The sequence below is a fragment of the Marinilactibacillus sp. XAAS-LB27 genome (assembly GCF_036039175.1).
Taxonomy (GTDB): domain Bacteria; phylum Bacillota; class Bacilli; order Lactobacillales; family Carnobacteriaceae_A; genus Marinilactibacillus.
The window spans coordinates 555008-576292 of record NZ_JAYXKP010000001.1; the positions used below are offsets into that span (position 1 = coordinate 555008).

Annotated in this window: 23 protein-coding genes; all 23 read right to left on the reverse strand. The window is 36.9% G+C overall.

What is annotated here, in order from left to right:
* Nucleotides 1-52: 52 nt before the first annotated feature.
* The 23 genes from VXN63_RS02685 to VXN63_RS02795 all read right to left on the reverse strand — a co-directional run bounded on the left by VXN63_RS02685 (nucleotide 53) and on the right by VXN63_RS02795 (nucleotide 21178).
* A complete protein-coding gene (locus tag VXN63_RS02685) occupies nucleotides 53-922 on the reverse strand; it encodes a DegV family protein (RefSeq protein WP_327756415.1) in 870 nt (289 codons plus the stop codon).
* Between the two features lie 20 nt (nucleotides 923-942).
* Complete coding sequence (locus VXN63_RS02690) at nucleotides 943-1350, reverse strand: LapA family protein (protein WP_327756416.1); 408 nt, start codon at nucleotides 1348-1350, stop codon at nucleotides 943-945.
* 72 nt (nucleotides 1351-1422) lie between these two features.
* The gene (locus tag VXN63_RS02695) at nucleotides 1423-2211 is read right to left on the reverse strand and encodes an SDR family NAD(P)-dependent oxidoreductase (protein ID WP_327756628.1); all 789 of its coding nucleotides are present in this window, start codon (nucleotides 2209-2211) and stop codon (nucleotides 1423-1425) included.
* Nucleotides 2211-3158, reverse strand: coding sequence for a ribonuclease Z (gene rnz, locus VXN63_RS02700; RefSeq protein ID WP_327756417.1), 948 nt, complete (start codon nucleotides 3156-3158; stop codon nucleotides 2211-2213). Before rnz ends, VXN63_RS02695 begins: the two co-directional genes overlap by 1 nt.
* Nucleotides 3159-3194: 36 nt before the next feature.
* Nucleotides 3195-4496, reverse strand: coding sequence for a GTPase ObgE (gene obgE, locus VXN63_RS02705; protein ID WP_327756418.1), 1302 nt, complete (start codon nucleotides 4494-4496; stop codon nucleotides 3195-3197).
* Nucleotides 4497-4662: 166 nt separating this feature from the next.
* Nucleotides 4663-5820 carry a hypothetical protein gene (locus VXN63_RS02710; protein ID WP_327756419.1) on the reverse strand — a complete coding sequence of 386 codons (1158 nt, stop codon included), beginning with the start codon at nucleotides 5818-5820 and terminating at the stop codon, nucleotides 4663-4665.
* Nucleotides 5817-6422, reverse strand: coding sequence for a ribosome biogenesis GTP-binding protein YihA/YsxC (gene yihA, locus VXN63_RS02715; RefSeq protein WP_327756420.1), 606 nt, complete (start codon nucleotides 6420-6422; stop codon nucleotides 5817-5819). Before yihA ends, VXN63_RS02710 begins: the two co-directional genes overlap by 4 nt.
* A 194-nt stretch (nucleotides 6423-6616) precedes the next feature.
* On the reverse strand, nucleotides 6617-7873 hold the full coding sequence (gene clpX / locus VXN63_RS02720; protein ID WP_327756421.1) for an ATP-dependent Clp protease ATP-binding subunit ClpX: 1257 nt from the start codon (nucleotides 7871-7873) through the stop codon (nucleotides 6617-6619).
* Between the two features lie 211 nt (nucleotides 7874-8084).
* Entirely contained in the window at nucleotides 8085-9392 is a 1308-nt protein-coding gene (gene tig, locus VXN63_RS02725) for a trigger factor (protein WP_327756422.1), read from the reverse strand.
* A gap of 203 nt (nucleotides 9393-9595) precedes the next feature.
* Nucleotides 9596-10348 carry a hypothetical protein gene (locus tag VXN63_RS02730; RefSeq protein ID WP_327756423.1) on the reverse strand — a complete coding sequence of 251 codons (753 nt, stop codon included), beginning with the start codon at nucleotides 10346-10348 and terminating at the stop codon, nucleotides 9596-9598.
* Between the two features lie 312 nt (nucleotides 10349-10660).
* Complete coding sequence (locus VXN63_RS02735) at nucleotides 10661-11443, reverse strand: acetyl-CoA carboxylase carboxyl transferase subunit alpha (RefSeq protein ID WP_327756424.1); 783 nt, start codon at nucleotides 11441-11443, stop codon at nucleotides 10661-10663.
* Between the two features lie 67 nt (nucleotides 11444-11510).
* On the reverse strand, nucleotides 11511-12365 hold the full coding sequence (gene accD, locus VXN63_RS02740) for an acetyl-CoA carboxylase, carboxyltransferase subunit beta (protein WP_327756425.1): 855 nt from the start codon (nucleotides 12363-12365) through the stop codon (nucleotides 11511-11513).
* Between the two features lie 2 nt (nucleotides 12366-12367).
* Nucleotides 12368-13741 carry an acetyl-CoA carboxylase biotin carboxylase subunit gene (locus tag VXN63_RS02745; RefSeq protein WP_327756426.1) on the reverse strand — a complete coding sequence of 458 codons (1374 nt, stop codon included), beginning with the start codon at nucleotides 13739-13741 and terminating at the stop codon, nucleotides 12368-12370.
* A gap of 75 nt (nucleotides 13742-13816) precedes the next feature.
* Entirely contained in the window at nucleotides 13817-14248 is a 432-nt protein-coding gene (fabZ, locus tag VXN63_RS02750) for a 3-hydroxyacyl-ACP dehydratase FabZ (RefSeq protein ID WP_327756427.1), read from the reverse strand.
* A 51-nt stretch (nucleotides 14249-14299) separates the two neighbouring features.
* The gene (gene accB / locus VXN63_RS02755) at nucleotides 14300-14788 is read right to left on the reverse strand and encodes an acetyl-CoA carboxylase biotin carboxyl carrier protein (RefSeq protein ID WP_327756428.1); all 489 of its coding nucleotides are present in this window, start codon (nucleotides 14786-14788) and stop codon (nucleotides 14300-14302) included.
* Between the two features lie 3 nt (nucleotides 14789-14791).
* Nucleotides 14792-16033, reverse strand: a complete 1242-nt coding sequence (gene fabF / locus VXN63_RS02760) for a beta-ketoacyl-ACP synthase II (RefSeq protein WP_327756429.1) — start codon at nucleotides 16031-16033, stop codon at nucleotides 14792-14794.
* Nucleotides 16034-16049: 16 nt separating this feature from the next.
* Nucleotides 16050-16787 carry a 3-oxoacyl-[acyl-carrier-protein] reductase gene (gene fabG, locus VXN63_RS02765; RefSeq protein ID WP_327756430.1) on the reverse strand — a complete coding sequence of 246 codons (738 nt, stop codon included), beginning with the start codon at nucleotides 16785-16787 and terminating at the stop codon, nucleotides 16050-16052.
* Between the two features lie 17 nt (nucleotides 16788-16804).
* Nucleotides 16805-17740, reverse strand: a complete 936-nt coding sequence (gene fabD, locus VXN63_RS02770) for an ACP S-malonyltransferase (protein WP_327756431.1) — start codon at nucleotides 17738-17740, stop codon at nucleotides 16805-16807.
* A gap of 162 nt (nucleotides 17741-17902) precedes the next feature.
* Entirely contained in the window at nucleotides 17903-18856 is a 954-nt protein-coding gene (gene fabK / locus VXN63_RS02775) for an enoyl-[acyl-carrier-protein] reductase FabK (RefSeq protein ID WP_327756432.1), read from the reverse strand.
* A 25-nt stretch (nucleotides 18857-18881) separates the two neighbouring features.
* Nucleotides 18882-19109 (reverse strand): acyl carrier protein, encoded by a 228-nt coding sequence (locus VXN63_RS02780; protein ID WP_225744172.1) that lies wholly within the window; start codon nucleotides 19107-19109, stop codon nucleotides 18882-18884.
* Nucleotides 19110-19130: 21 nt separating this feature from the next.
* Nucleotides 19131-20117, reverse strand: a complete 987-nt coding sequence (locus VXN63_RS02785) for a beta-ketoacyl-ACP synthase III (RefSeq protein ID WP_327756433.1) — start codon at nucleotides 20115-20117, stop codon at nucleotides 19131-19133.
* A complete protein-coding gene (fabT, locus tag VXN63_RS02790) occupies nucleotides 20114-20569 on the reverse strand; it encodes a fatty acid biosynthesis transcriptional regulator FabT (RefSeq protein WP_327756434.1) in 456 nt (151 codons plus the stop codon). The genes VXN63_RS02785 and fabT overlap by 4 nt, the downstream gene beginning before the upstream one ends.
* A gap of 243 nt (nucleotides 20570-20812) precedes the next feature.
* A complete protein-coding gene (locus tag VXN63_RS02795) occupies nucleotides 20813-21178 on the reverse strand; it encodes a DUF2187 domain-containing protein (RefSeq protein ID WP_327756435.1) in 366 nt (121 codons plus the stop codon).
* Nucleotides 21179-21285: the final 107 nt, after the last annotated feature.

Consider the following 21285-nt stretch of genomic DNA (forward strand, 5'->3'; position numbering starts at 1 on the left):
AAAAAAAGCATGAGCAATGGCAATACTTACTCCAGAGCTCTTGCTTTTAGTTCTATTTTTCGTCTAGAAGCTGGACGCCTATCCCAATCAAGCCTGGTCCTGTGTGAACACCAAGTGCTGGACTAACTTGATCGAAAAAGATGTGTTCATAGTTCGGCAGTCTTTTCTTAAGATCTTCCCGAATAGCTTTAGCTTCCTCTATTGCTGTCTCTCCACCATAAGCAACGCCTATATTGTACTTTTTAGAGTTTGCAGCATAAGTCTCAACTAATTCGATTGTTTTGTTAACAGACTTGGCTTTTCCTCGTACTTTAGCGATTGTTGTATAGATACCATCTTCATTACAAGTGATAATTGGCTTAAGGTTCATAACGCTACCTAAAACGGACTGAACCAAACCAATTCTTCCACCTTTTTGAAGATACTCCAGTGTTGGAACGTGAAAATATACTTTCGCTTTTTTAACGCTTTTCTGAAGGTTCTGTTTGATTTCTTCAAACGTCAAGCCTTGTTCTACTTGTAAGGCAGCTTCGACTACGGAAAGTCCTGATCCGATTCCAATATTTTTAGTATCTAATACAAAAACATCTAAGCCTTCGTAATCTTCAGAAACCAACCTAACCATATTATTTGTACCACTAAGACCGCTCGAAATAGTAATCGCAAGGAGTTTTTCGTAACCTTCTGCTTTAATTTCGTCGAAAATGCCTTTTATAATCTCTCCGTCTGGAAGAGATGTTTTAGGAATTTCTTTTTCCATGCGCTTATAAACTTCTTCAGCAGTTATGTTTAACTTGTCAGTGTATTCTCCATCTTTAAAAATAATTTTTAAAGGGATTACTTTGACGTTGTATTTTTCTTTTATTTCCTCTGGAACATCTGCTCCAGAATCTGTCATGATCGCAATTTTTTCTTTATTCATAGGGTACTCCTATCTGTTCTTTATAGAGTGCTATCTTCCATGGAAGTAGAAGTTGCATCAATCGTATTTTTCGATCGTTCTGTTTGAAGCGCTTTTTCTTTTATTCTAATTTCTTCTTTAAGTTGGTCAATTTCTTTATTATATCTATCTTCTAGCTCATTTACTCTAGCATTTTCATGTTCTTTAGCTGAAACAGAAGATTTTTCGGCATCTTTACGTATTTTCGTTTCTTGATAAATTTTAACCGTCGAAAGTAGCGTAGCAATGAGCGCGCCTAGTAGAAGTGATCCTAAAATCACTATAATCAAAGGCCATTCGTACGTTGCAAAACCAAAGTTAACCGGTACTGAATCCACGTTCAATACGGATAAAATTGCTCCGAGAAATAATAAGATAAACGCCCCAACAAAACTCCATTGTTTTTTCATTATTCTAGTCCCCTTTTAACCTATTCTAATTGAAGAATAACATGTTAAGTGAAATATTTCATTTATAGTGAATTATTTCATATCGAAATTGTTCAAAATGATGTAATCTCCCAGTCTAGGGAACATAGAATAAAATTTAGAAGCAATGTTCAAGCTTAGTGGTAAAGTGACTTCTCTTTTATTTGTACCAATAATATTGATCGTTTTTTCAGCAACTTCTTGGCTAGTCAGTACAAAAGCTTGGATTTTTTCCAAATAACTTCCAGATGGATCAAATTCATCAAAAAAGGCTGTATCAACTGGACCCGGATTGATTGTTGTTACTTTGATATTTAGTGGTGCTAATTCGAGCCTCAATGCGTTACTAAAGCCAATTACGGCAAATTTAGTAGCAGAATAAACGGCTGACTTAGGTGTTGCTATTTTACCAGCAATAGAAGCAACATTTATGATATGTCCACTTTGTTTGTCCGCCATCTGCAAAGCCGCTAGTTGAGTTAAGTACATAACGCCCAGAACATTAACTCTGAACATATTCTCTGCTTTGTTTAAGTCATATTTAATAAATTCTTCTGTATGACCAAAACCTGCATTGTTGATCAATACATCTATAGTACCAACCTCTGTCTTTACTTTATTCATTGTTTCTTCAATTGCATCAGGATCAGACACATCTAAAGGATAGATATATACATCCGAAGTTGTCGTACTCAAACAACGATTTTTAACTTCTTCAAGTTTATCTTCTCTTCTTGCACACAAAATTAAGGTTGCACCTTTACTAGCAGCAGCATATGCCATTTCTTCACCAATTCCTGATGAAGCACCAGTAATTAAAACGACTTTATTTTTAAGTTCCATCATTTAAGTTCGTCTCCTTTTCTTTCAAGTGGAATAGAGATTTCTTTAAGATCCTGCATAACATAAGTTTCTGGAAAAATAGTCTGTGCTTCTTTTTGTAATTCATAAACGTCATTACTCAAATAGCGAGCACTGATATGTGTTAATAAAAGTTTTTTTGCATTTGCTTGTTTAGCGGTCTCAGCAGCCTGGACATTCGTTGAATGATTGTAACTTGTTGCCAGTTTAACATCTTTATGCGTGAATGTACTCTCATGAACCAGCACATCTGCATTTTCTGCCAACTCGATACTCGCATTCGTTCTCACTGTATCTCCAAGAATTGTAACCACTCTTCCTTTTTGGGAAGGGCCTACAAAATCTTTTCCATCAATAACCGTACCGTCTTCAAGTATAACCTTTTCGCCATTTTTAAGTTTACCAAACATAGGACCAAAAGGTACACCAGCAGCCTTTAATGCATCCGCTTGTAATGTACCTTCATGATCAGATTCTTCGATCCTAAATCCATAGGAAGGAATACCATGTTTTAGTTTTCTAACCGTTACTTTAAATTGTGTGTCTTGAAAAATACATTCATTATCGCTAAATTCAACGAATTTTATTGGATATTTTATATGAGTAGCTGAAAATCTCAGACTTGATAAAACATACTGCTTAATACCAACTGGACCATATATCGTTAATGGTGTTTCTCCACCTTGAAAAGCCCTACTACTTAGCAAACCCGGGAGACCAAAGATATGGTCTCCGTGCATATGCGTAATAAATATTTTTTCGATTTTTCTAGGTTTTAAGGTCGTATGCAGAATCTGGTGCTGAGTAGCTTCTCCACAGTCAAACATCCAAATACTATTTCTTTCTTCAAGCAGCTTCAATGCGATACTTGAAACATTTCTGTGTTTAGCCGGAACACCGGACCCAGTTCCTAAAAATAATAAATCCATAACTGTCCCCTAATTTTAATTCAAACTTGATGATTTTTATTCGACGAATTCAAATTCAAAGTTATCGATTCGAACGATATCGCCATTTTTAGCACCTTTTGATCTGAGTGCTTCATCTATACCCATTCCACGAATCTGACGAGCAAATCTCATAATCGATTCATCGTGGGCAAAGTTCGTCATTTTATATAGTTTTTCAAGTTTTTCTCCTGAAAGTATCCAAGTACCATCAGGTTCTCTCATGATATTGAAGTGATCAACTGAAGGAGTGTGCTTGTACAATACTCTTTCTTCTTGCTCAGTTTCTTCATCATAAAGTGGGAATTCAGGTGTAGTTTCAAGTAATTCAGCAGTTCTAGATAATACAGCAGTTAAACCACGTTTAGATAAAGCAGAAACTTCAAAGAGTTCATATGCCTCTTCAAGTTCATCTAATTTTTCTCTGAAAATACGAAGATTTTCGGCAGATTCTGGCATATCCATTTTATTGGCAATAATGATCTGCGGTCTTTCTCTCAACTTAAGATCATACACTTCTAGTTCATTGTTGATTGTAATATAGTCATCGATTGGAACTCTTCCTTCGATTCCGCTCATATCGACAACATGAAGAAGTACTCTAGTACGCTCAATATGTCTAAGGAACTCAATTCCTAAACCTACTCCTTGAGAAGCACCTTCAATCAGTCCAGGCATATCTGCCAGTACGAAACTTTGACCTTCATCCGTCTCTACCATACCAAGATTTGGTACGATTGTTGTAAAGTGGTAGGCACCAATTTTTGGTCTAGCAGCTGAAACAACAGAAAGCAAAGTAGATTTACCAACAGATGGGAAACCAATCAAACCTACATCAGCAAGAACTTTTAATTCAAGCTCAATTTCTTTTTCTTCACCGGGCTCACCATTTTCAGCGATTTCCGGCGCAGGATTACGAGGTGTGGCAAAACGAATATTTCCACGTCCTCCACGTCCTCCTTTTGCAATAACAGCTTCTTGACCGTGGTTGACCAAGTCAGCATACATTTGTCCGGTTTCAGCATCTTTTACAATTGTACCAGGTGGTACTTTCACATAAAGATCCTGTGCACCGCGACCATGCTTACTTTTGGACATTCCATTGTCCCCATTTTTAGCTTTGAAGTGTCTATTGTACCTGAAATCCATTAGGGTCCTAAGACCTTCATCTACTACAAAGATAATGTTCCCTCCGAGACCACCGTCTCCACCAGCTGGTCCACCATCTGGTACATACTTTTCACGTCTAAAAGCAACCATGCCGTCTCCGCCATTACCTGCCTTAACATTTACTTTTACTTGATCTAAAAACATTGACATCTATAAATCCTTCTCTCCTGTGCAGTACTCTTGCTATTCATTTTACACTATTACACCTTATAATACTAATCATCTTAAATGAGGGCATAATAAAAGCGGGACAGGCCCGCTTCTCTTTGTATTCAATTCAATCCATCACAAGTACCATTCAGCTTTATACTAACGGTTAAGCTTTTGATGGTTTGGATATTGAGTCAAAGGATCCTTGTGAACCGACTGCTAAATTGAAATAAGCTCGATTCGGGTCCTGATTTAAAGACAATTCAGTCATTTGTTGATATTCTTCCATGAAACGTTCAGTTACTTGCGTCATATTTTCTTCGAAAAAGATCTCTGCATTCGAGATTTGTTCATCTGTAAAATCATTATTATGATACATACTTGGTGCTTCGTAATGCACTAGAGTACCTAATGATTCAAATGCTTTCTGTCTTTCCTCTGAAAAATCTACAACGACCTGTTTTTTCTCAGTTTGTCGTATATTTTCAATACGCGTCATAAGATCTTCTGATAAAAGTTTACTATCAAATGAAGAAGCAACAATAATACCATCCGCATTACAAAATCTGAAACCGACAGAAGTTAAATCTGCAGCATGTAGACGGGTTTGTTTTTCTTCTATATTTGTTAAATAAGCCCAATCTTTTAGTGTGGAAATCATTTTTTGACTGATTTCTGCATCTTGATGGATTACTGTAATCGATTCTGCATTCAACTCTAGTAATAACTTAGCTAAATGAACCGTATCATAATCTGTACCAAACAATACAAATTTCTGTTCTGAAAGTGATTCCATTCTATCTTCGAGTATCTCAATCGCTTTAGAAGGATCCGTCAGATAGAGCGGACGCATGGCTTCAGAGATACGCATTTTTTTAGAAAAATCAATGGCTTTTTGGAATAGTTTTCTAAGAACATTTCCTAGAACACTTTTCTCATCAGCTGATTTCATAGCAGCTTCAGCATATTTTAGTGTTGCGAGAGAACCTTTAGCTTTGGTCTCCATTCCACTTAAAGTTGATAGTAAATGGTTGATAACATCCTTATTGAATTTACTATAAGTTTCTAAAATGATTTCTTTTAAAGGTTTATCCGTGTGCTTAGAAAGATACCTTAGTAGATCACCATGCTTGAAACTCTTTTCGTCAACATTCAAATAGTACTCGCTACGTACTTCTGAAGATATAATACACACTTCCTGTACTCCTGGAAATGCACTAATATCTTCTAGATGCGTCATTTTTTCTTGCTCACTAAGTTTATATCGATCGATATCATCAATAGATACGGTATCTTGATTTACACCATACATTAATAGTTTCAATTATGATCATTCCTTGTACTAGCAAGTATTTCATTCCAGACTTCTTCTCTTCCTTCCCGTGTCTCAGAAGAAAACATAATGACTTTATCTTCAGTAGCTAATTGAAGTGTCTGAACAACTTGGTTGATGTGTTTATTTCGTCTTGATTTCTTGATTTTATCTGCTTTGGTCGCTACAACTAATACAGGTAAATCATAGTACTTCAAAAAATCGTACATTTGAATATCAAGTTCTGTTGGATGATGTCTTAAGTCAACAAGCAGAATGCTTAAAGTCAGCTCTTCTCTGCTTGAGAAATAGACATTCATCATGTCTCCCCATTTTTTCTGTTCCGCATTCGAGACTTTCGCATAGCCATATCCCGGAACATCTACAAAGAAAAGAGAATTTTCAATATTGAACCAATTTAAGGTTCTTGTTTTGCCTGGCTTACCAGAAGTTCTCGCTAATTTTTTTCGATTTACCATTGTATTGATAAAAGAAGATTTACCTACATTAGAACGTCCAGCTAGTGCAACTTCTGGAAGTCCATCACTTGGATACTGAAGCGGAGAAACTGCACTGATCACGATTTCTGCATAATGAATTTTATCTGTATTCATCTATTTTTCTCCTAAATATAATTTATTTCGATTGATATAATCCTGTATAAGTATATCATAATCAAAAATATTTTAAAGAACTTATTTAAAGAGTATGTCACACACCTCTCTTATGTTACAAACGTGTGACAAAGATCGAACTGTTAATGTAAAAAAAGATGCCCCCTAATAAGAGACATCTTTTTTAAACTTTTTTAAACAGTGACCAGTTCTCCATCGTGATTGTAATAAACGGGACTGCCCGTTCCAACCACTACTTCTGGTGTAATAATCACTTTTTGAATATCATCTCGACTCGGTACTTCAAACATAATTTCCATCATGATACTTTCAATGATCGAGCGTAGACCCCTAGCACCAGTATCTCGTTCTATCGCTTTCTTACCAATCTCTATCAATGCTTTGTCATCAAACTCTAATTCCACATTATCAAGTTGCATCAACTTCATGTATTGCTTAACTAATGCACTCTTAGGCTTGGTCAGAATTTCGACTAGATCTTCTTCAGTTAACTTCTCAAGTACAGCTGTGATTGGAAGACGGCCGATAAACTCTGGTATTAAACCATATTTCAACAAGTCCTCTGGAATGATTTGTTGCATCATACTAGCATTTTCATCGAATCCTTTGCGAGTATTTGAAGCACCAAATCCAATCACTTTGTCCCCAAGACGATTTTTGACCATTGTTTCAATCCCGTCAAAAGCGCCTCCAACGATAAATAGGATATTTGTCGTATCGATTTGAATCAGTTCTTGATGAGGATGTTTACGTCCACCTTGAGGAGGAACGCTTGCAGTTGTTCCTTCTAAAATTTTCAGCAAGGCTTGTTGAACACCTTCACCACTTACATCTCGAGTGATTGATACATTCTCAGATTTTCTGGCAATTTTATCAATCTCATCAACATAGATAATACCGTACTGTGCACGTTCAACATCATAGTCAGCAGATTGAAGTAGTTTTAGTAAGATATTCTCTACATCTTCACCAACATAACCCGCTTCTGTTAAGTTCGTAGCATCTGCAATAGCAAATGGTACATTCAAGATACGAGCTAGTGTTTGAGCAAGATAGGTTTTACCAGATCCCGTAGGACCAATCAAGCAGATATTACTTTTTTGCAATTCAACATCATCTTCTTGATTTGCTAAGTTGTTGACGCGTTTATAGTGATTATATACAGCTACAGACAAAGCTTTTTTAGCTGAATCTTGGCCAATAATATAATCGTTTAGAATTGCTTTAATTTCTTGAGGTTTAGGAACCTCAGTATCTTCAGTGTAAACTTGTTTATTAAATTCTTCATCCATAATCTCTTTACAAAGATCTATACATTCGTTACAAATGTATACTCCTGGACCTGCAACAATCTTCTTAACTTGGTCTTGTGATTTACCACAAAATGAACAAGAGATATTTCCAGATTGTTCTTCATCATTATCAAACATGGCAGGTTCACCTCAATTCTTCAAAATCTTCTCACTTTTCATATAGTAACATAGAACATGTGTGCTTGCCAATACTGTGACTCTATATAGAGTCTACTTTTATTATGAAAAATGGGAATGCTGCAATAGCATTCCCTTTTCATATGATTACAATCAGTTGGCCCATTTACAGAGAAACTTATCGTAAGATCAACTAATCTAATTTTATTAATTATTCAGCTGAATCTTCAGTTGGCTCTAAAGTTTCTTTCGCAGAAGAAGTAATCAAATCGATTGCTTTTTTAAGTGAAATATCTCTAGTTAATAAGTCTGGAGAAAGCACGCTACGTACTTGATCTTCAGGCATATTGTACTGACCAGCTAAGTCTTTGATTTCTTTTTCGATATCAGCTTCGTCAGCTTCTAATTTCTCAGCTTCAACGATTGCTTCTAAGACAAGGTTTGTACGAACGTTAAATTCTGCTTCGCCTTCAAATTGCTTGTGAAGATCAGACTCAGTTGAATTTGTCATTTCATAGTACATTTCAGGAGAAATGCCTTGTTGTTGTAGATTGTTCAAGAACATGTCCATTTGACGGTGTACTTCGTCGTGAGCCATTTCGTGAGGAATCTCTTCAATTTTAGCATTTTCAACTGCTTTACGGATAGCTTCGTCATCACGAGCGTCGTTAGCAGAATTTGTGCGACCTTCTTCTAAGTTTTTGCGAATTTTAGCTTTAAGTTCATCTAAAGTTTCAACTTCTTCGTCAGCATCTTTAGCAAATTCATCATCTAGTTCTGGAAGTTCTTTAGACTTAACTTCGTGAACTTTAACTTTGAATACAGCTTCTTCACCAGCTAGGTCTTCTGCTTGATATTCTTCAGGGAAAGTAACGGTTACTTCTTTTTCTTCTCCTGCTTTAACGCCTACAAGTTGTTCTTCGAATCCTGGAATAAACGAGTTTGAACCTAATTCTAGTGAATGGTTCTCTCCTTTTCCACCATCAAAAGCAGTATCTCCCTTGAATCCTTCAAAGTCGATTACAACAGTGTCGCCATTTTTAGCAGCAGCATCTTTAACTGTTAATTCCGCTAAGTTTTCGCGGCGTGTTTCAAGATTTTTTTCAACTGCTTCGTCAGTAACTTCACGGTCTTGTTTCGTTACTTCTAATTCTTTATATTGTCCAAGCTCTACTTCTGGTTTCAAAGTAACTTCTGCTACTAATTTCCAGTCTTGACCTTTTTCAACTGATTCGATATCAATGTTTGGTTGAGCTACTGGATCGATTCCAGCTTCTTCAACTGCTTTAGAGTAAGCATCAGGTAATAAGTCGTTTAATGTATCTTCATACAATGCAGCTTCTCCGTACATTTGGTTGAACATTTTACGTGGAACGCGACCTTTACGGAATCCTGGAACATTAAGAGTTTTCTGAACTTTCTTGAATGTTTGATCCAATCCATTTTTTACTGTTTCTTGATCAATTGAAAATGTTAAACGTCCAGATGTAGCACCTGTTTTTTCAAAATTAGTTGCCATAACTATTTTACCCTCCGAAATTCTTTTTTATTATCTGTAATTAAGTGAGATATTTGTCAAATTCAAGAAAATTTAACCTATACTCTTCAAGAACGATATGAAATCGAGCTCAAATTTTTTTGACATATTATCCACTTAGCATATTACGCATACTACGTTATCATACAATAGTTTAGACTAAAAGTAAATACAAACCGCACAAATCAAGTGTTTTCAAAAGTGATTGCATCAATCCATTTTTTCATTCTTGTCTTTTCATCTGTTCTATTTGATTCAATAGATTTAACAGATTCTTCGAAATCATAACGATCCACATAAATATCAATCCACCCTTTGACATCTTCAACAATTGTATCAATCAGTGGGTATAATCTTAGAAGATGTCGATTAAGTTCTGGTTTGATCATCATCATTAAGCTGGGATCTTTTTCAAGAATCTTCTCAAGTTCTTGGTTGAGCGTTTTAATAAGCGGATTTTTGTCAAATTCCTCTAAGGTATTTGGATTCACTGTAACCTCTTGGTTTACTATTTTTAATGAAATACTCGCTTCATACTCGCTCTGAATCAGTCGCTGTAGAAACAATGCTTTGATGTGTTCATCTATAAACGGATTTCCGAACAAACTATTTACAATGCCAGATAACTCGTTATTTTTGATGATTACAGACTCTTCAATTAAGTTGAGCTGTTCTTCTATAGTATATTCTGAAAAGGCGTATAGCTTTCTCAGTACTTCTAGTTTTCTAACGTTAACTTTTTCTTCTTCAAAAAGGAGTGCTTCATCTAATTGTTCTCTTAAACTGCTTTTCTCTGATTCCGGTATAGAATCTACTTGATTTAACTGGTTAAGAAAACTTTCAGCTTTTTTTAATTGGTTCGTTTTGATTAAAAGATACATAAATAGTGATCCATATTCGGGATCTTGTGTATACTGTTCTTCGAAATCAACTGTCATGTCATATGCTTCATCGTACTTTTCTGCTTGTATCAGAATTGTTACGTACAGTATATTCCCCTCGATCTCTCTTCTTAGTTCATATGCCTGTTCGATGGCTTCTAACGCTTTTGGTAACTCATTAAGTTTAAGATGATTTTCTGCTTTAAAAAGATACCGCTCATAGTTTTTTGGAAACTCTATTTTTTCACCAATAGGCTATCCCTTCTTTCTGTTTCTTTATTATAATGAGAATGAGCTACTTTCTCAAAATAAAATTCAAAAAAATAAACCAATGAGTGCTGACTACTCATCGGTTTAAACAAATGTTTATTAAAATTTTCGGAAACGCTCATACCTTTTTTGAATCAATTTATCTGTTGGCAACTGAGCTAATGTATCAAGTTCTTTGATGATTTCTTCCTTCATAGACGCTAAAACCTGGCTACTTTCTATCTTACCTTGATCGTCATTTTCATAAACAATTCGATCAATTACGCCTAAATCCAGTAAATCATATGAAGTTAACTTCATAATTTCAGCTGCCTCACCTGAACGTTTTGAATCTTTCCAGAGTATTGAAGCAAAACCTTCTGGAGATAATATAGAATAGATTGAAAATTCCATCATCCAAACTTGATCTCCCGCTGCTAAAGCGAGTGCACCACCACTACCACCTTCACCGATGATAATAGATAATATAGGTACTGAAAGATTACTCATTTCAAGAAGATTTCTAGCTAGCGCTTCGCCTTGACCTCTTTCTTCAGCTTCTACACCACAGTAAGCTCCTGAAGTATTGACAAATGTCACTATCGGTCTATTAAACTTCTCAGCTTGTTTCATCAATCTAAGAGATTTTCTATACCCCTCAGGATGTGGAGAACCGAAGTTTCTTTTCATGTTTTCTTCAAGATCATGACCTTTTTGATTACCGATAATAGTTACGGCTTGTCCATTCAACATCCCGATTCCACCAACGATTGCAGCATCATCTTTATAGGAACGATCCCCATGAAGTTCTACAAAGTCGTCAAATATCGCTTCGATCAATTCAGTCGTCGTGATGCGGTCTGTTTGTCTAGCAATTGATACGATATCTATTGCCTCTGCCATATGACCACCTCTTTTTCTTAAATATATACTCTCTTGCACTCGAATCGATTGTTTATAAAGAATATGCTTAGCGAGTTAAAGGAGCATGCATGTTTAATAGTTTACCGATCATGTCTCTTAATTCTTTACGAGGTACGATATGATCAACAAAACCATTTTCCAGCACTTTTTCAGCCGACTGAAAGTCATCAGGCACAGATTCTTTGATGGTCTGCTCAATGACTCTTCTTCCAGCAAAGCCAATCAAAGCACCTGGTTCAGCCAGGATGATGTCGCCTTGCATTGCAAAACTAGCCGTTACGCCACCAGTTGTAGGATCTGTAAGGACAGTTAAATACAGCAGGCCTTTATCTGAATGATTCTTAACTGCAGCACTCGTTTTAGCCATTTGCATTAGGGATAAAATACCTTCTTGCATTCTAGCTCCACCCGATGCTGTAAATAAAACGACAGGCAACTGTTCTTTGGTTGCTTTTTCAAACAAGCGTGTGACTTTCTCACCAACAGCTTGACCCATGCTTCCCATAATAAAATTAGAATCCATAATACCGATTGCTATTTTATGATCACTGATTTTAGCCTCACCAGTCAAAATCGCTTCTCTTAATCCAGAATTGATTTGAGCTTTATTCAGCTTTTCTTCATAACCTGGGAAATTCAATGGGTCTGTCGAAACGATATCTTCTTCCCACTCCACAAAAGTTCCTTCATCAATTGTCAGGTTTACTCTCTCCTGTGCACTGATTCTAAAAGCATACTGACAGTTAGGACAAATTCTTTCATTTCCTAGATCTTTTGAATAGATGGATTGTTTACAGTTGGGACATTTAACGAACATACCATCAGGAACAAATGGCGCTCTTTCAGAGTCCTGTGTTGCTTTTTGTATAGAAATGTAAGGACGCTTTTTAAAAAGGCGCATACTTATCCCTCCTCTAACTCATTCTGCCATTTAGGAATAAAACTTTTTTCAAGATACTCTGTATCATACTTACCACTTAAAAATGTTTCGTCATCAAGCAGATCAAGCTGGAATTGTAAATTGGTCTGTATCCCTTCAACGATCATTTCTTTTAGAGCTCTTTTCATCTTGGCAATGGCAATTTCTCTCGTTTTACCGTGCGTGATGACTTTAGCGATCATAGCGTCATAATATGGTGGGATCTCTCCACCAGCAAATAATGCTGTGTCAACTCTTAATCCATTACCTCCAGAAGGCAGGTTTAAGTAGCTTATAACACCTGGTGACGGTGCGAAGTTAAAAGCAGGATTTTCAGCGTTGATACGGCACTCCAATGCATGACCACTTAACTTAAGTGTATCCTGATCTATTGACAAAGGTTCATTATTTGCTATTTTTATCTGTTCTTGTACGATATCGAAATTTGAAATCATTTCAGTAATCGGGTGCTCTACTTGAATTCTAGTGTTCATTTCCATGAAATAAAAAGCCCCACTATCATCCATTAGAAACTCTACAGTTCCTGCATTTTTGTATCCTACATATTCAGCAGCTCTTACTGCAGCGGCGCCAATTTCTTCTCTTTGTTCTTCTGTAAGTACATGAGAAGGCGCTTCTTCAAGAATTTTCTGGTGGTTACGTTGCATTGAACAATCTCTTTCTCCAATGTGAATCACATGACCGTGATGGTCACCAAGCAATTGAATTTCAATGTGCTTAGCAGGAGAAATAATTTTTTCCATATACATACGGTCATCACCGAAAGCAGCTTTCGCTTCAGATTTAGCATGATTGAAAGCTTGAATCAATTGTGCTTCAGATTCGACAACACGCATACCCTTACCACCACCACCGGCTACGGCTTTAACGATAACAGGATACCCGATCTGCTCTGCTGTTTCAAGAACTTCTTCGTCAGTGACTAAGAATCCGTCACTACCAGGTACGATCGGCACATTTGCTTTACGCATCATTTCTCGAGCATTTGCCTTGTTCCCCATCTGGTCAATGGTTTCTTTATCAGGGCCAATAAAAACAATATTGACTTCTTCACACATGGCTGCGAAGGTACTATTTTCAGAAAGAAATCCAAATCCCGGGTGAATGGCTTGTGCTCCAGTAATCACAGCAGCACTTAAAATGTTTTGCATATTCAAATAAGAATCGCTTGCTTTAGCTGGTCCTATACAAACTGCTTCATCAGCCAGTTGCATGTGAAGTGCATCTTCATCTGCTTCTGAGTAAACAGCAACAGTTTGAATCCCCATTTCTTGACAGGCTCTGATAATTCGAACGGCTATTTCTCCTCGATTGGCAATCAATATCTTTTGAAACATTATATGACCTTCCTTAAAATCAAAATTGTAAATCTATATAGAATAGATTGTAAGGTGTTTTAAAACAAAGTTTTTTTAACGGCCAATAATGAACGTCATTTCAACTTCACAGACTTTTTTCCCATCAACATATGCGACACCTTTTCCGATACCAGCATATTGTTTAAGTTTAACGATGTCTACTTTTAATTCTAAGATATCACCTGGAACAACTTTTTTTCTAAATTTAACTTTATTTAGTCCACCAAGATAAGCTGTTTGTCCTTGGAATTGATCCAATTTAAGTAATGGAATCGAGCCAGCTTGAGCCAGACTCTCAACAATTAATACACCTGGCATTACAGGTTCGCCAGGGAAATGTCCTTGGAAAAATTCTTCGTTGATGGTTACGTTCTTGATTGCTGTAACGTGTTCTCCAGGAATCATTTCAGTTACTTTATCAATAAAATAAATTGGGTAACGGTTTGGAATTAGTTCTTGGATTTCTTTAATGTTCATAGTAGTCATTTTTAAGTGCTCCTCAAATAGTTAGTTTAGATTGTCTTTTACATACGTGTGTTATTTTACGTCTTTGATTTGAACGAGTGGTTGACCAAATTCGATTGGCTGGCCATCTTCAACTAAGACTTTGTGGACTGTTCCACTAACATCACTTTTAATTTCGTTCATGACTTTCATTGCTTCAATAATGACTAGAGGCTGACCTTTTTCGATAACATCTCCAGCCTTAACAAAAGCAGGTTTGTCTGGAGAAGAAGCGAGATAAGAAGTTCCCACGATAGGTGCGGTCACTTCATGAACGCCTTCTAAATCTTCACTTACTGGTGTAACTTCTTCTTTAACTGTCGAACTGATGTCAGTCACGTTTGAAGCATTGCTCACTGGTTTAGGCGCAACAACTTCTGACGGTCGCGGCGCTTCATTAGAAACAGCTGCTGTATCGTTTTTACTCATCTTGATAGATACGGCTTCATTCGATAATTCAAAGATCTTCAAACTTGAAGCATCTATTTTTTCGATAAGTTCTTTGATTTGTCCAAAGTCCATGTGTTAAGCATCCTCCCATTTTTTGAAACAAGTAACTGCATTATGCCCTCCGAAGCCTAATGAGTTATTTAAAGCATACATGATTTCTTTATGTCTTGCTTCTTTGGGAATATAATCTAGATCACAATCTTCATCTGCAGTTTCAAGTCCGATTGTTGGAGGTAGTATACCTTCTTGCAGTGCTTTGATACATGCTACCGCTTCAATGGCACCCGCTCCACCTAAAAGGTGACCTGTACTACCTTTAGTACTTGAAATCGGTACATTGTATGCTACTTCTTCTCCAAGCGCTCTCTTAAGTGCTACTGTTTCAGAAGAATCATTTGCAGGAGTTGATGTCCCGTGAGCGTTAATATATCCTACTTGAGCAGGTTCAATATTCGCTTCTTTCATTGCATGAATCATCGCATTAGCAGCACCTTCACCAGTTGGTGTCGGAGCAGTCATGTGATAACTATCTCCAGTTGCGCCATAACCTACAATTTCAGCATAGATTTTCGCACCACGCTCTTGAGCGCTCTCTAGACTTTCAAGCAAGAGTACCGCAGCACCTTCACCCATAACAAATCCTTGACGATCTTTGTCAAATGGCATTGACGCTCTATCTGGATCTTCAGCATTTGATAAAGCTGTTAAAGCAGCAAATCCTGACATTCCAATTTCGTTAATACTCGCTTCAGCACCACCCGCAAGCATATAATCTGCATAGCCATGTTTGATATTTCTAAAGGCTTCACCAATAGAGTTATTACCAGAAGCACAAGCTGTAACGATGGATAAGTTTGGTCCTTTTGCACCAGTAGCAATTGAAATATTTCCTGCTACCATGTTACCAATTGCCATCGGTACGAAGAAAGGTGCTACACGGTCCAATCCTTTTTCATGCATTTTAATGATTTGGTTTTGCATCGCATTTAATCCACCGATACCAGAGCCTACCATTACGCCAAGACGACTTGCATCAATAGAATCAACGTCTAATTTAGAATCTTCCATCGCTTCAAGTGCTGCTACTACACCATACTGAGAAAATACATCCATTCTTTTAGCCAGTTTGCCATCCATTCTATCTTTCGCTTTGAAATCTTTAACTTCTCCAGCGACATGGACATTAATTGGTGTTCCGTCAAATTTTGTTAAAGGGCCGATTCCGTTTTTACCTGTCTTCAAACCATCCCAAAATTCATTTACGTTGTTTCCTAAAGGTGTTACTGCACCTAAACCTGTTATAACGACTCTACGCATTTTAATATCCTCCTAATTATCCGTTCATTACCATTCCGCCATCAACATTGATGACTTGTCCAGTAATATAGTTTTGTTTACTTAAGAATAAAGCAGCTTCTGCCACTTCTTCTGGTTGACCTAATCTCTGTAATGGGATTTGAGTCATAATCGTGTCTTTGACTGTGTCTGCTAATACATCGGTCATGTCAGATTCGACAAATCCTGGAGCGATTGCATTTACTGTAATCCCTCTTGGCGCTAATTCTCTAGCTACAGATTTAGTGAAACCGATAATACCTGCTTTACTTGCAGCATAGTTAGCTTGTCCAGCATTTCCAGTTTGCCCTACAACACTTGCTAGGTTGATAATACTTCCGCTTTTTTGCTTAAGCATAAATCTTGAAGCAGCTTTAGTTGTATAAAATGTCCCTTTTAAGTTGATATCAATCGTTTGATCAAACTCTTCTTCAGTCATTCTTAAAAGTAAGTTGTCTCTCGTGATTCCAGCATTATTTACTAAAACATCTACACTACCAAATTTCTTCTTCGTATCTTTGATAAGCTTTGTTGCAAATTCTGGATCACTGATATCTCCAGCACAAGCAAAGACTTCTCCGCCGAATGCACTTAATTCAGAAATTTGCTCTTCTGAAATTTCTTTACGGCCGTTCAATACAATATTATGGCCTTCTTTAGCAAAAGCATAAGCAATAGCTTTTCCAATGCCTCGTGAACTTCCTGTAACGATAACTGTTTTAATCTTATCTACCACTTTTTCACCTCTAATTGTTAGTTGGTATGCGCAAGCGCTTCAATTGCTTTATGCAATTGCTTGTCATTCTCTACATTCATAACTGAAACACTACGATCTATTTTCTTGACAAATGTTTTCAGTGTTTTGCCCGGGCCCAATTCTACAAAATTATCCGCTCCGTCTTTGATCATCTGACGAATCATCTGTTCAAATCTTACGGGAGACATTACTTGTTGAACAAGTGTCGGTATGACTTCGTCTATAGTCTCATAAGTTCTCGCATTCGTATTGCTGTATACAGGATAGAGAAATTCTTTTGTTCTAATATTTTTTAGCTCAATTTCCAAATTTTTCGCTGCCGGCTCAAGTAATTTGGTGTGGAATGGACCACTTACATTTAGCGGAATCACTTTTTTAGCACCAGCATCTTCAAGCTCTTTAATAGCTTGAGTGACACCGGCTTTTATTCCAGCGACAACAATTTGACCTGGCATATTATAATTTGCTACTTGTACATAATGCGTCTCACTGATCTCGTCACATATTTTTTCAACGACTTCAGATTCTAATCCCATAACTGCGGCCATTGCGCCTACACCTTCTGGGACGGCTTCGTCCATAAATTGTCCTCTTTTATGAACAAGCTTTACTGCATCTTCAAATGTAAAAACCTCTGAGGAAACCAGTGCAGTATATTCACCTAAACTCAATCCTGCTACCATATCGGGTTTGATTCCGGCTTCTTGCATCAATTGTTCAATCGCATGACTTAACGTTAAAATGGCTGGCTGCGTCAATGGTGTCCAATGTAATTTCTCATTCTGATTAAAAGCTAATTCAGCTATATCTATAGATAGTGCTTCACTTGCTTTATCGAAGGTTTGCTTTACACTTCCATATTGATCATATAATTCTTTACCCATACCGTCGTATTGAGCGCCTTGCCCGCTAAATAAAAATGCTGTAGACATATTATAGATATCCTTTCTACTACGAAGCTTTATCGTTCTTTTATTGATTATTTCCAGGGAATGTCATAAAGCAATGAAGTCTACTTATATGTTCTACATTCCCTTTATAATCAAAAGACCGCTATACTTTGATTTTTTTCAAAGTATAGATGGTCTTTTTTGTTATGCAAATACTACAGGATTAGATGTTAGCTCTTTGTATTCTTGCATGAGTTCTTCTACAATTTCTTTACATGATTGTTCTTTTTTGACTAGTCCAGCACTCTGTCCTGCCATGAAAGAACCTGTATCCTTGTCCCCATCAACAACTGCACGTCTAAGTGCGCCTCTTCCTAATTCTTCTAACCTAGAAAAATCTGGGTTTTCGTCACTTGTGATTTCTTTTTCGACTTGTAGATATTCTCGTGTCAGTTTATTTCTTAAAACACGAACTGGGTGGCCGGTAATGAGACCTGTTACTACAGTGTCAATATCTCTAGCTTTTATGACTCTTTTTTTGAAGTTCTCATGGGCGATACTTTCAGTAGCTACAACGAATCTAGTACCTAACTGGACAGCTGAAGCTCCTAACATGATGGCAGCTGCAACGCCTCTTCCGTCCGCAATACCGCCTGCAGCGATTACAGGAATCGTAACTGCATCAACCACTTGAGGAACAAGTGTCATAGTTGTAGATTTACCGATATGTCCACCGGCTTCCATTCCTTCGCAGATAATTGCATCCGCGCCGTCATTTTGCATTCGTTTTGCAAGAGCAACCGAAGCAACAACTGGAATGACCACGATACCAGCTTCTTTGAACTTTTTCATGTATTTCCCCGGGCTACCCGCACCTGTAGAAATGACTTTAACTTTTTCTTCGCAAACGACTTCAACCACTTCATCAACGTAAGGTGATAGAAGAAGAACGTTTACTCCAAAAGGTTTATCTGTCATTTCTTTAGTTTCACGGATCAATTTACGTACGAATTCTCCCGGTTCATGACCAGCCCCTATCATACCTAATCCACCAGCATTTGAGACCCCAGCCGCTAAGCTAGGTGTGCCTACCCATGACATTGCTCCTTGGATAATAGGATAGTTGATTCCAATTTTTTCCATTAGTGCCTGATTCATATAGGAGCTCCCTTCTAAATATTAATTAAGCTAGTTGCTCATCTACATATTTAACGATATCTTGAACAGTATTTAAACCTTCTTCAGTTTCAATTTTGATATCAAATTCATCTTCAATATCGTTGATGATTTGGAATAAGTCTAAGCTGTCTGCTTCTAATTCCTCACGGAAGTTTGTGTTTAATTGTACTTCTTCTTTTTCTTTATCTAATTGATCCACGATGATTTCTTGAATAGTTTCGAAAGTTGACATTATTTGTTCCTCCAAATTTTTTTATAGTTTGATTAACAGTGATCCCCATGCTAACCCGCCACCAAAGCCGGTCAGCACGATAGTTTGATTATTTCCGAGCTGGATGTCTCCATTTTCTATTAATTCTTCCAATAATATCGGTATACTAGCCGCCGATGTATTTCCATAGTGCTGGATATTTTGAGGAAACTTGTCTAATGGCTGTTTAAGTTTCTTAGACACTGCTTTGATCAATCGAGCATTTGCCTGATGTAATAAAAAGTAATCGACATCTTCAAGTTGAAGTTGACTTTTTTCTACTACATCGTTAATACTCTTTGGAACAGATCTGACAACAAAATCGAAAATGTCTCGTCCGCTCATTTTCAGGTGAGCATCCGTTTCTTTTTCAGGAGTCAGCGGATTCTGAACCGAACTTTCTCCAGAAGTAAGCGCACTTCCTCTAGATCCGTCAGCATGAATATCTTCATTGATAAAGCTTTGGGTATGATCATTTCTTTCAAGTAACATAGCCCCTGCTCCATCTCCGAAAAGCACGGCGGTAGAACGATCTGACCAATTCACTACTTTAGACATCACTTCTGCACCAATAACTAGCGCGTAACGATAGGAACTAACAGATAACATTTTTTCAGCAACCGAACTGGCATACACAAATCCAGAACAAGCAGCGTTCAAGTCAAATGCTATTGCATTTATTGCTTGAATATTAGCTTGTACCTTGCACGCTACTGACGGTGACTGTGAATCAGGTGACATTGTTGCGACAATAATCAATCCAATTTCACTTACGTCTACACCGCTATTAGCTAATGCATTCTCAGCAGCTTTTGTGCCTAGATCAGAGGTATTCTCAGTCGTGCTAATATGTCTTTGCTTTATACCTGTACGTGAACTAATCCATTCGTCAGAAGTATCCAACCACTCTGTCAGATCCTCATTTGTAAGAATCTTTTCAGGAATATATTTTCCAACTGAACAAATTTTAACTTTCGCTTGATTACTCACTTCGGTAACTGCTCCTTTGTACGCTCTAAGAAATCATGTAGATTTTTCAAGCCTAGCATTAGAATTTCTGATTGGTCTTTGTCCATCTCTGCAATGGTTTCCCTTACCATATCTCTGTGGAATTTATCATGAAGTCTATACAGTAAACGTCCTGTAGGGCTAAGAGATAGTTTTACAACTCTTCTATCATGGTCAGTACGTACTCTTTCGACGTAATTTTTACGCACTAAATTATTGACCGAAACCGTTAATGTCCCAGCTGTTACGCCCAATTTTTTTGCTACTTCACTGGTCGTAAGTTGCTCGTACATGCCTATCGCTTCAATCGTGTGCATCTCTTTGATAGAAACATCTTTAAACCTACTGGATTGTAGTGTTTTCTCTTCAATCATCAATACATCATTGAATATCGTAACAAGATATTTATTGATTTCATTAACTAATGGGTCCACACCAACTCCTCCATTTCTTCACTCAGTCAATATACTTTGATTATCAAATTATTTGACTATCAAAATATAATATACATTTGAATTAGTGTCAAGAAAAAATTTATTTCTTAAGTTTCTCTTACACGAATCCCGCAATACCAAGCTTCGCTAAAAATCAAAATAAGAATATTTTAATTTAACAAAAAAAATAACTTGAAGACCGGCTCTATATGAGTAGGTCTCCAAGTTATTTGATTACACTAATTAATCTAATTCTTCTGTTTCGTCGCTTACTTGCTTTTTAAATCCTTCAATATCTTTGAAGTTTACAACTGTTTTTTCTTCCATCAAATCATGCATTCTTTCCGCTGACTGATCCCAGTTGATTTTAACGATTGCGCTATTCATAAGCAACTTTTCTATGACACCTTCCATTGGTTCATCTCTAAAGAAAAAGACGATTTCGTCACCAATATCCGGTCTCAGATCTTCTTTTATCGATTCAATAATCTCGACAGCTTCTTTATAAGGCAAATCCAGTAAATTAGCAATTCGGGAGTTGCTGGCACCTTTTCGAAGTTCGGTTTCAACTAAAACTTGAACTTCATCGGTAATTTTTTCATTAGCCATAAAAATCTCCTTAGTCTTAGAATTTCAGATCTATATTAAATGTCTCTAATCTATTATAACATAAATTAGTCATTTAATCGATCAATGTCATTCTAAGGCATGAATCT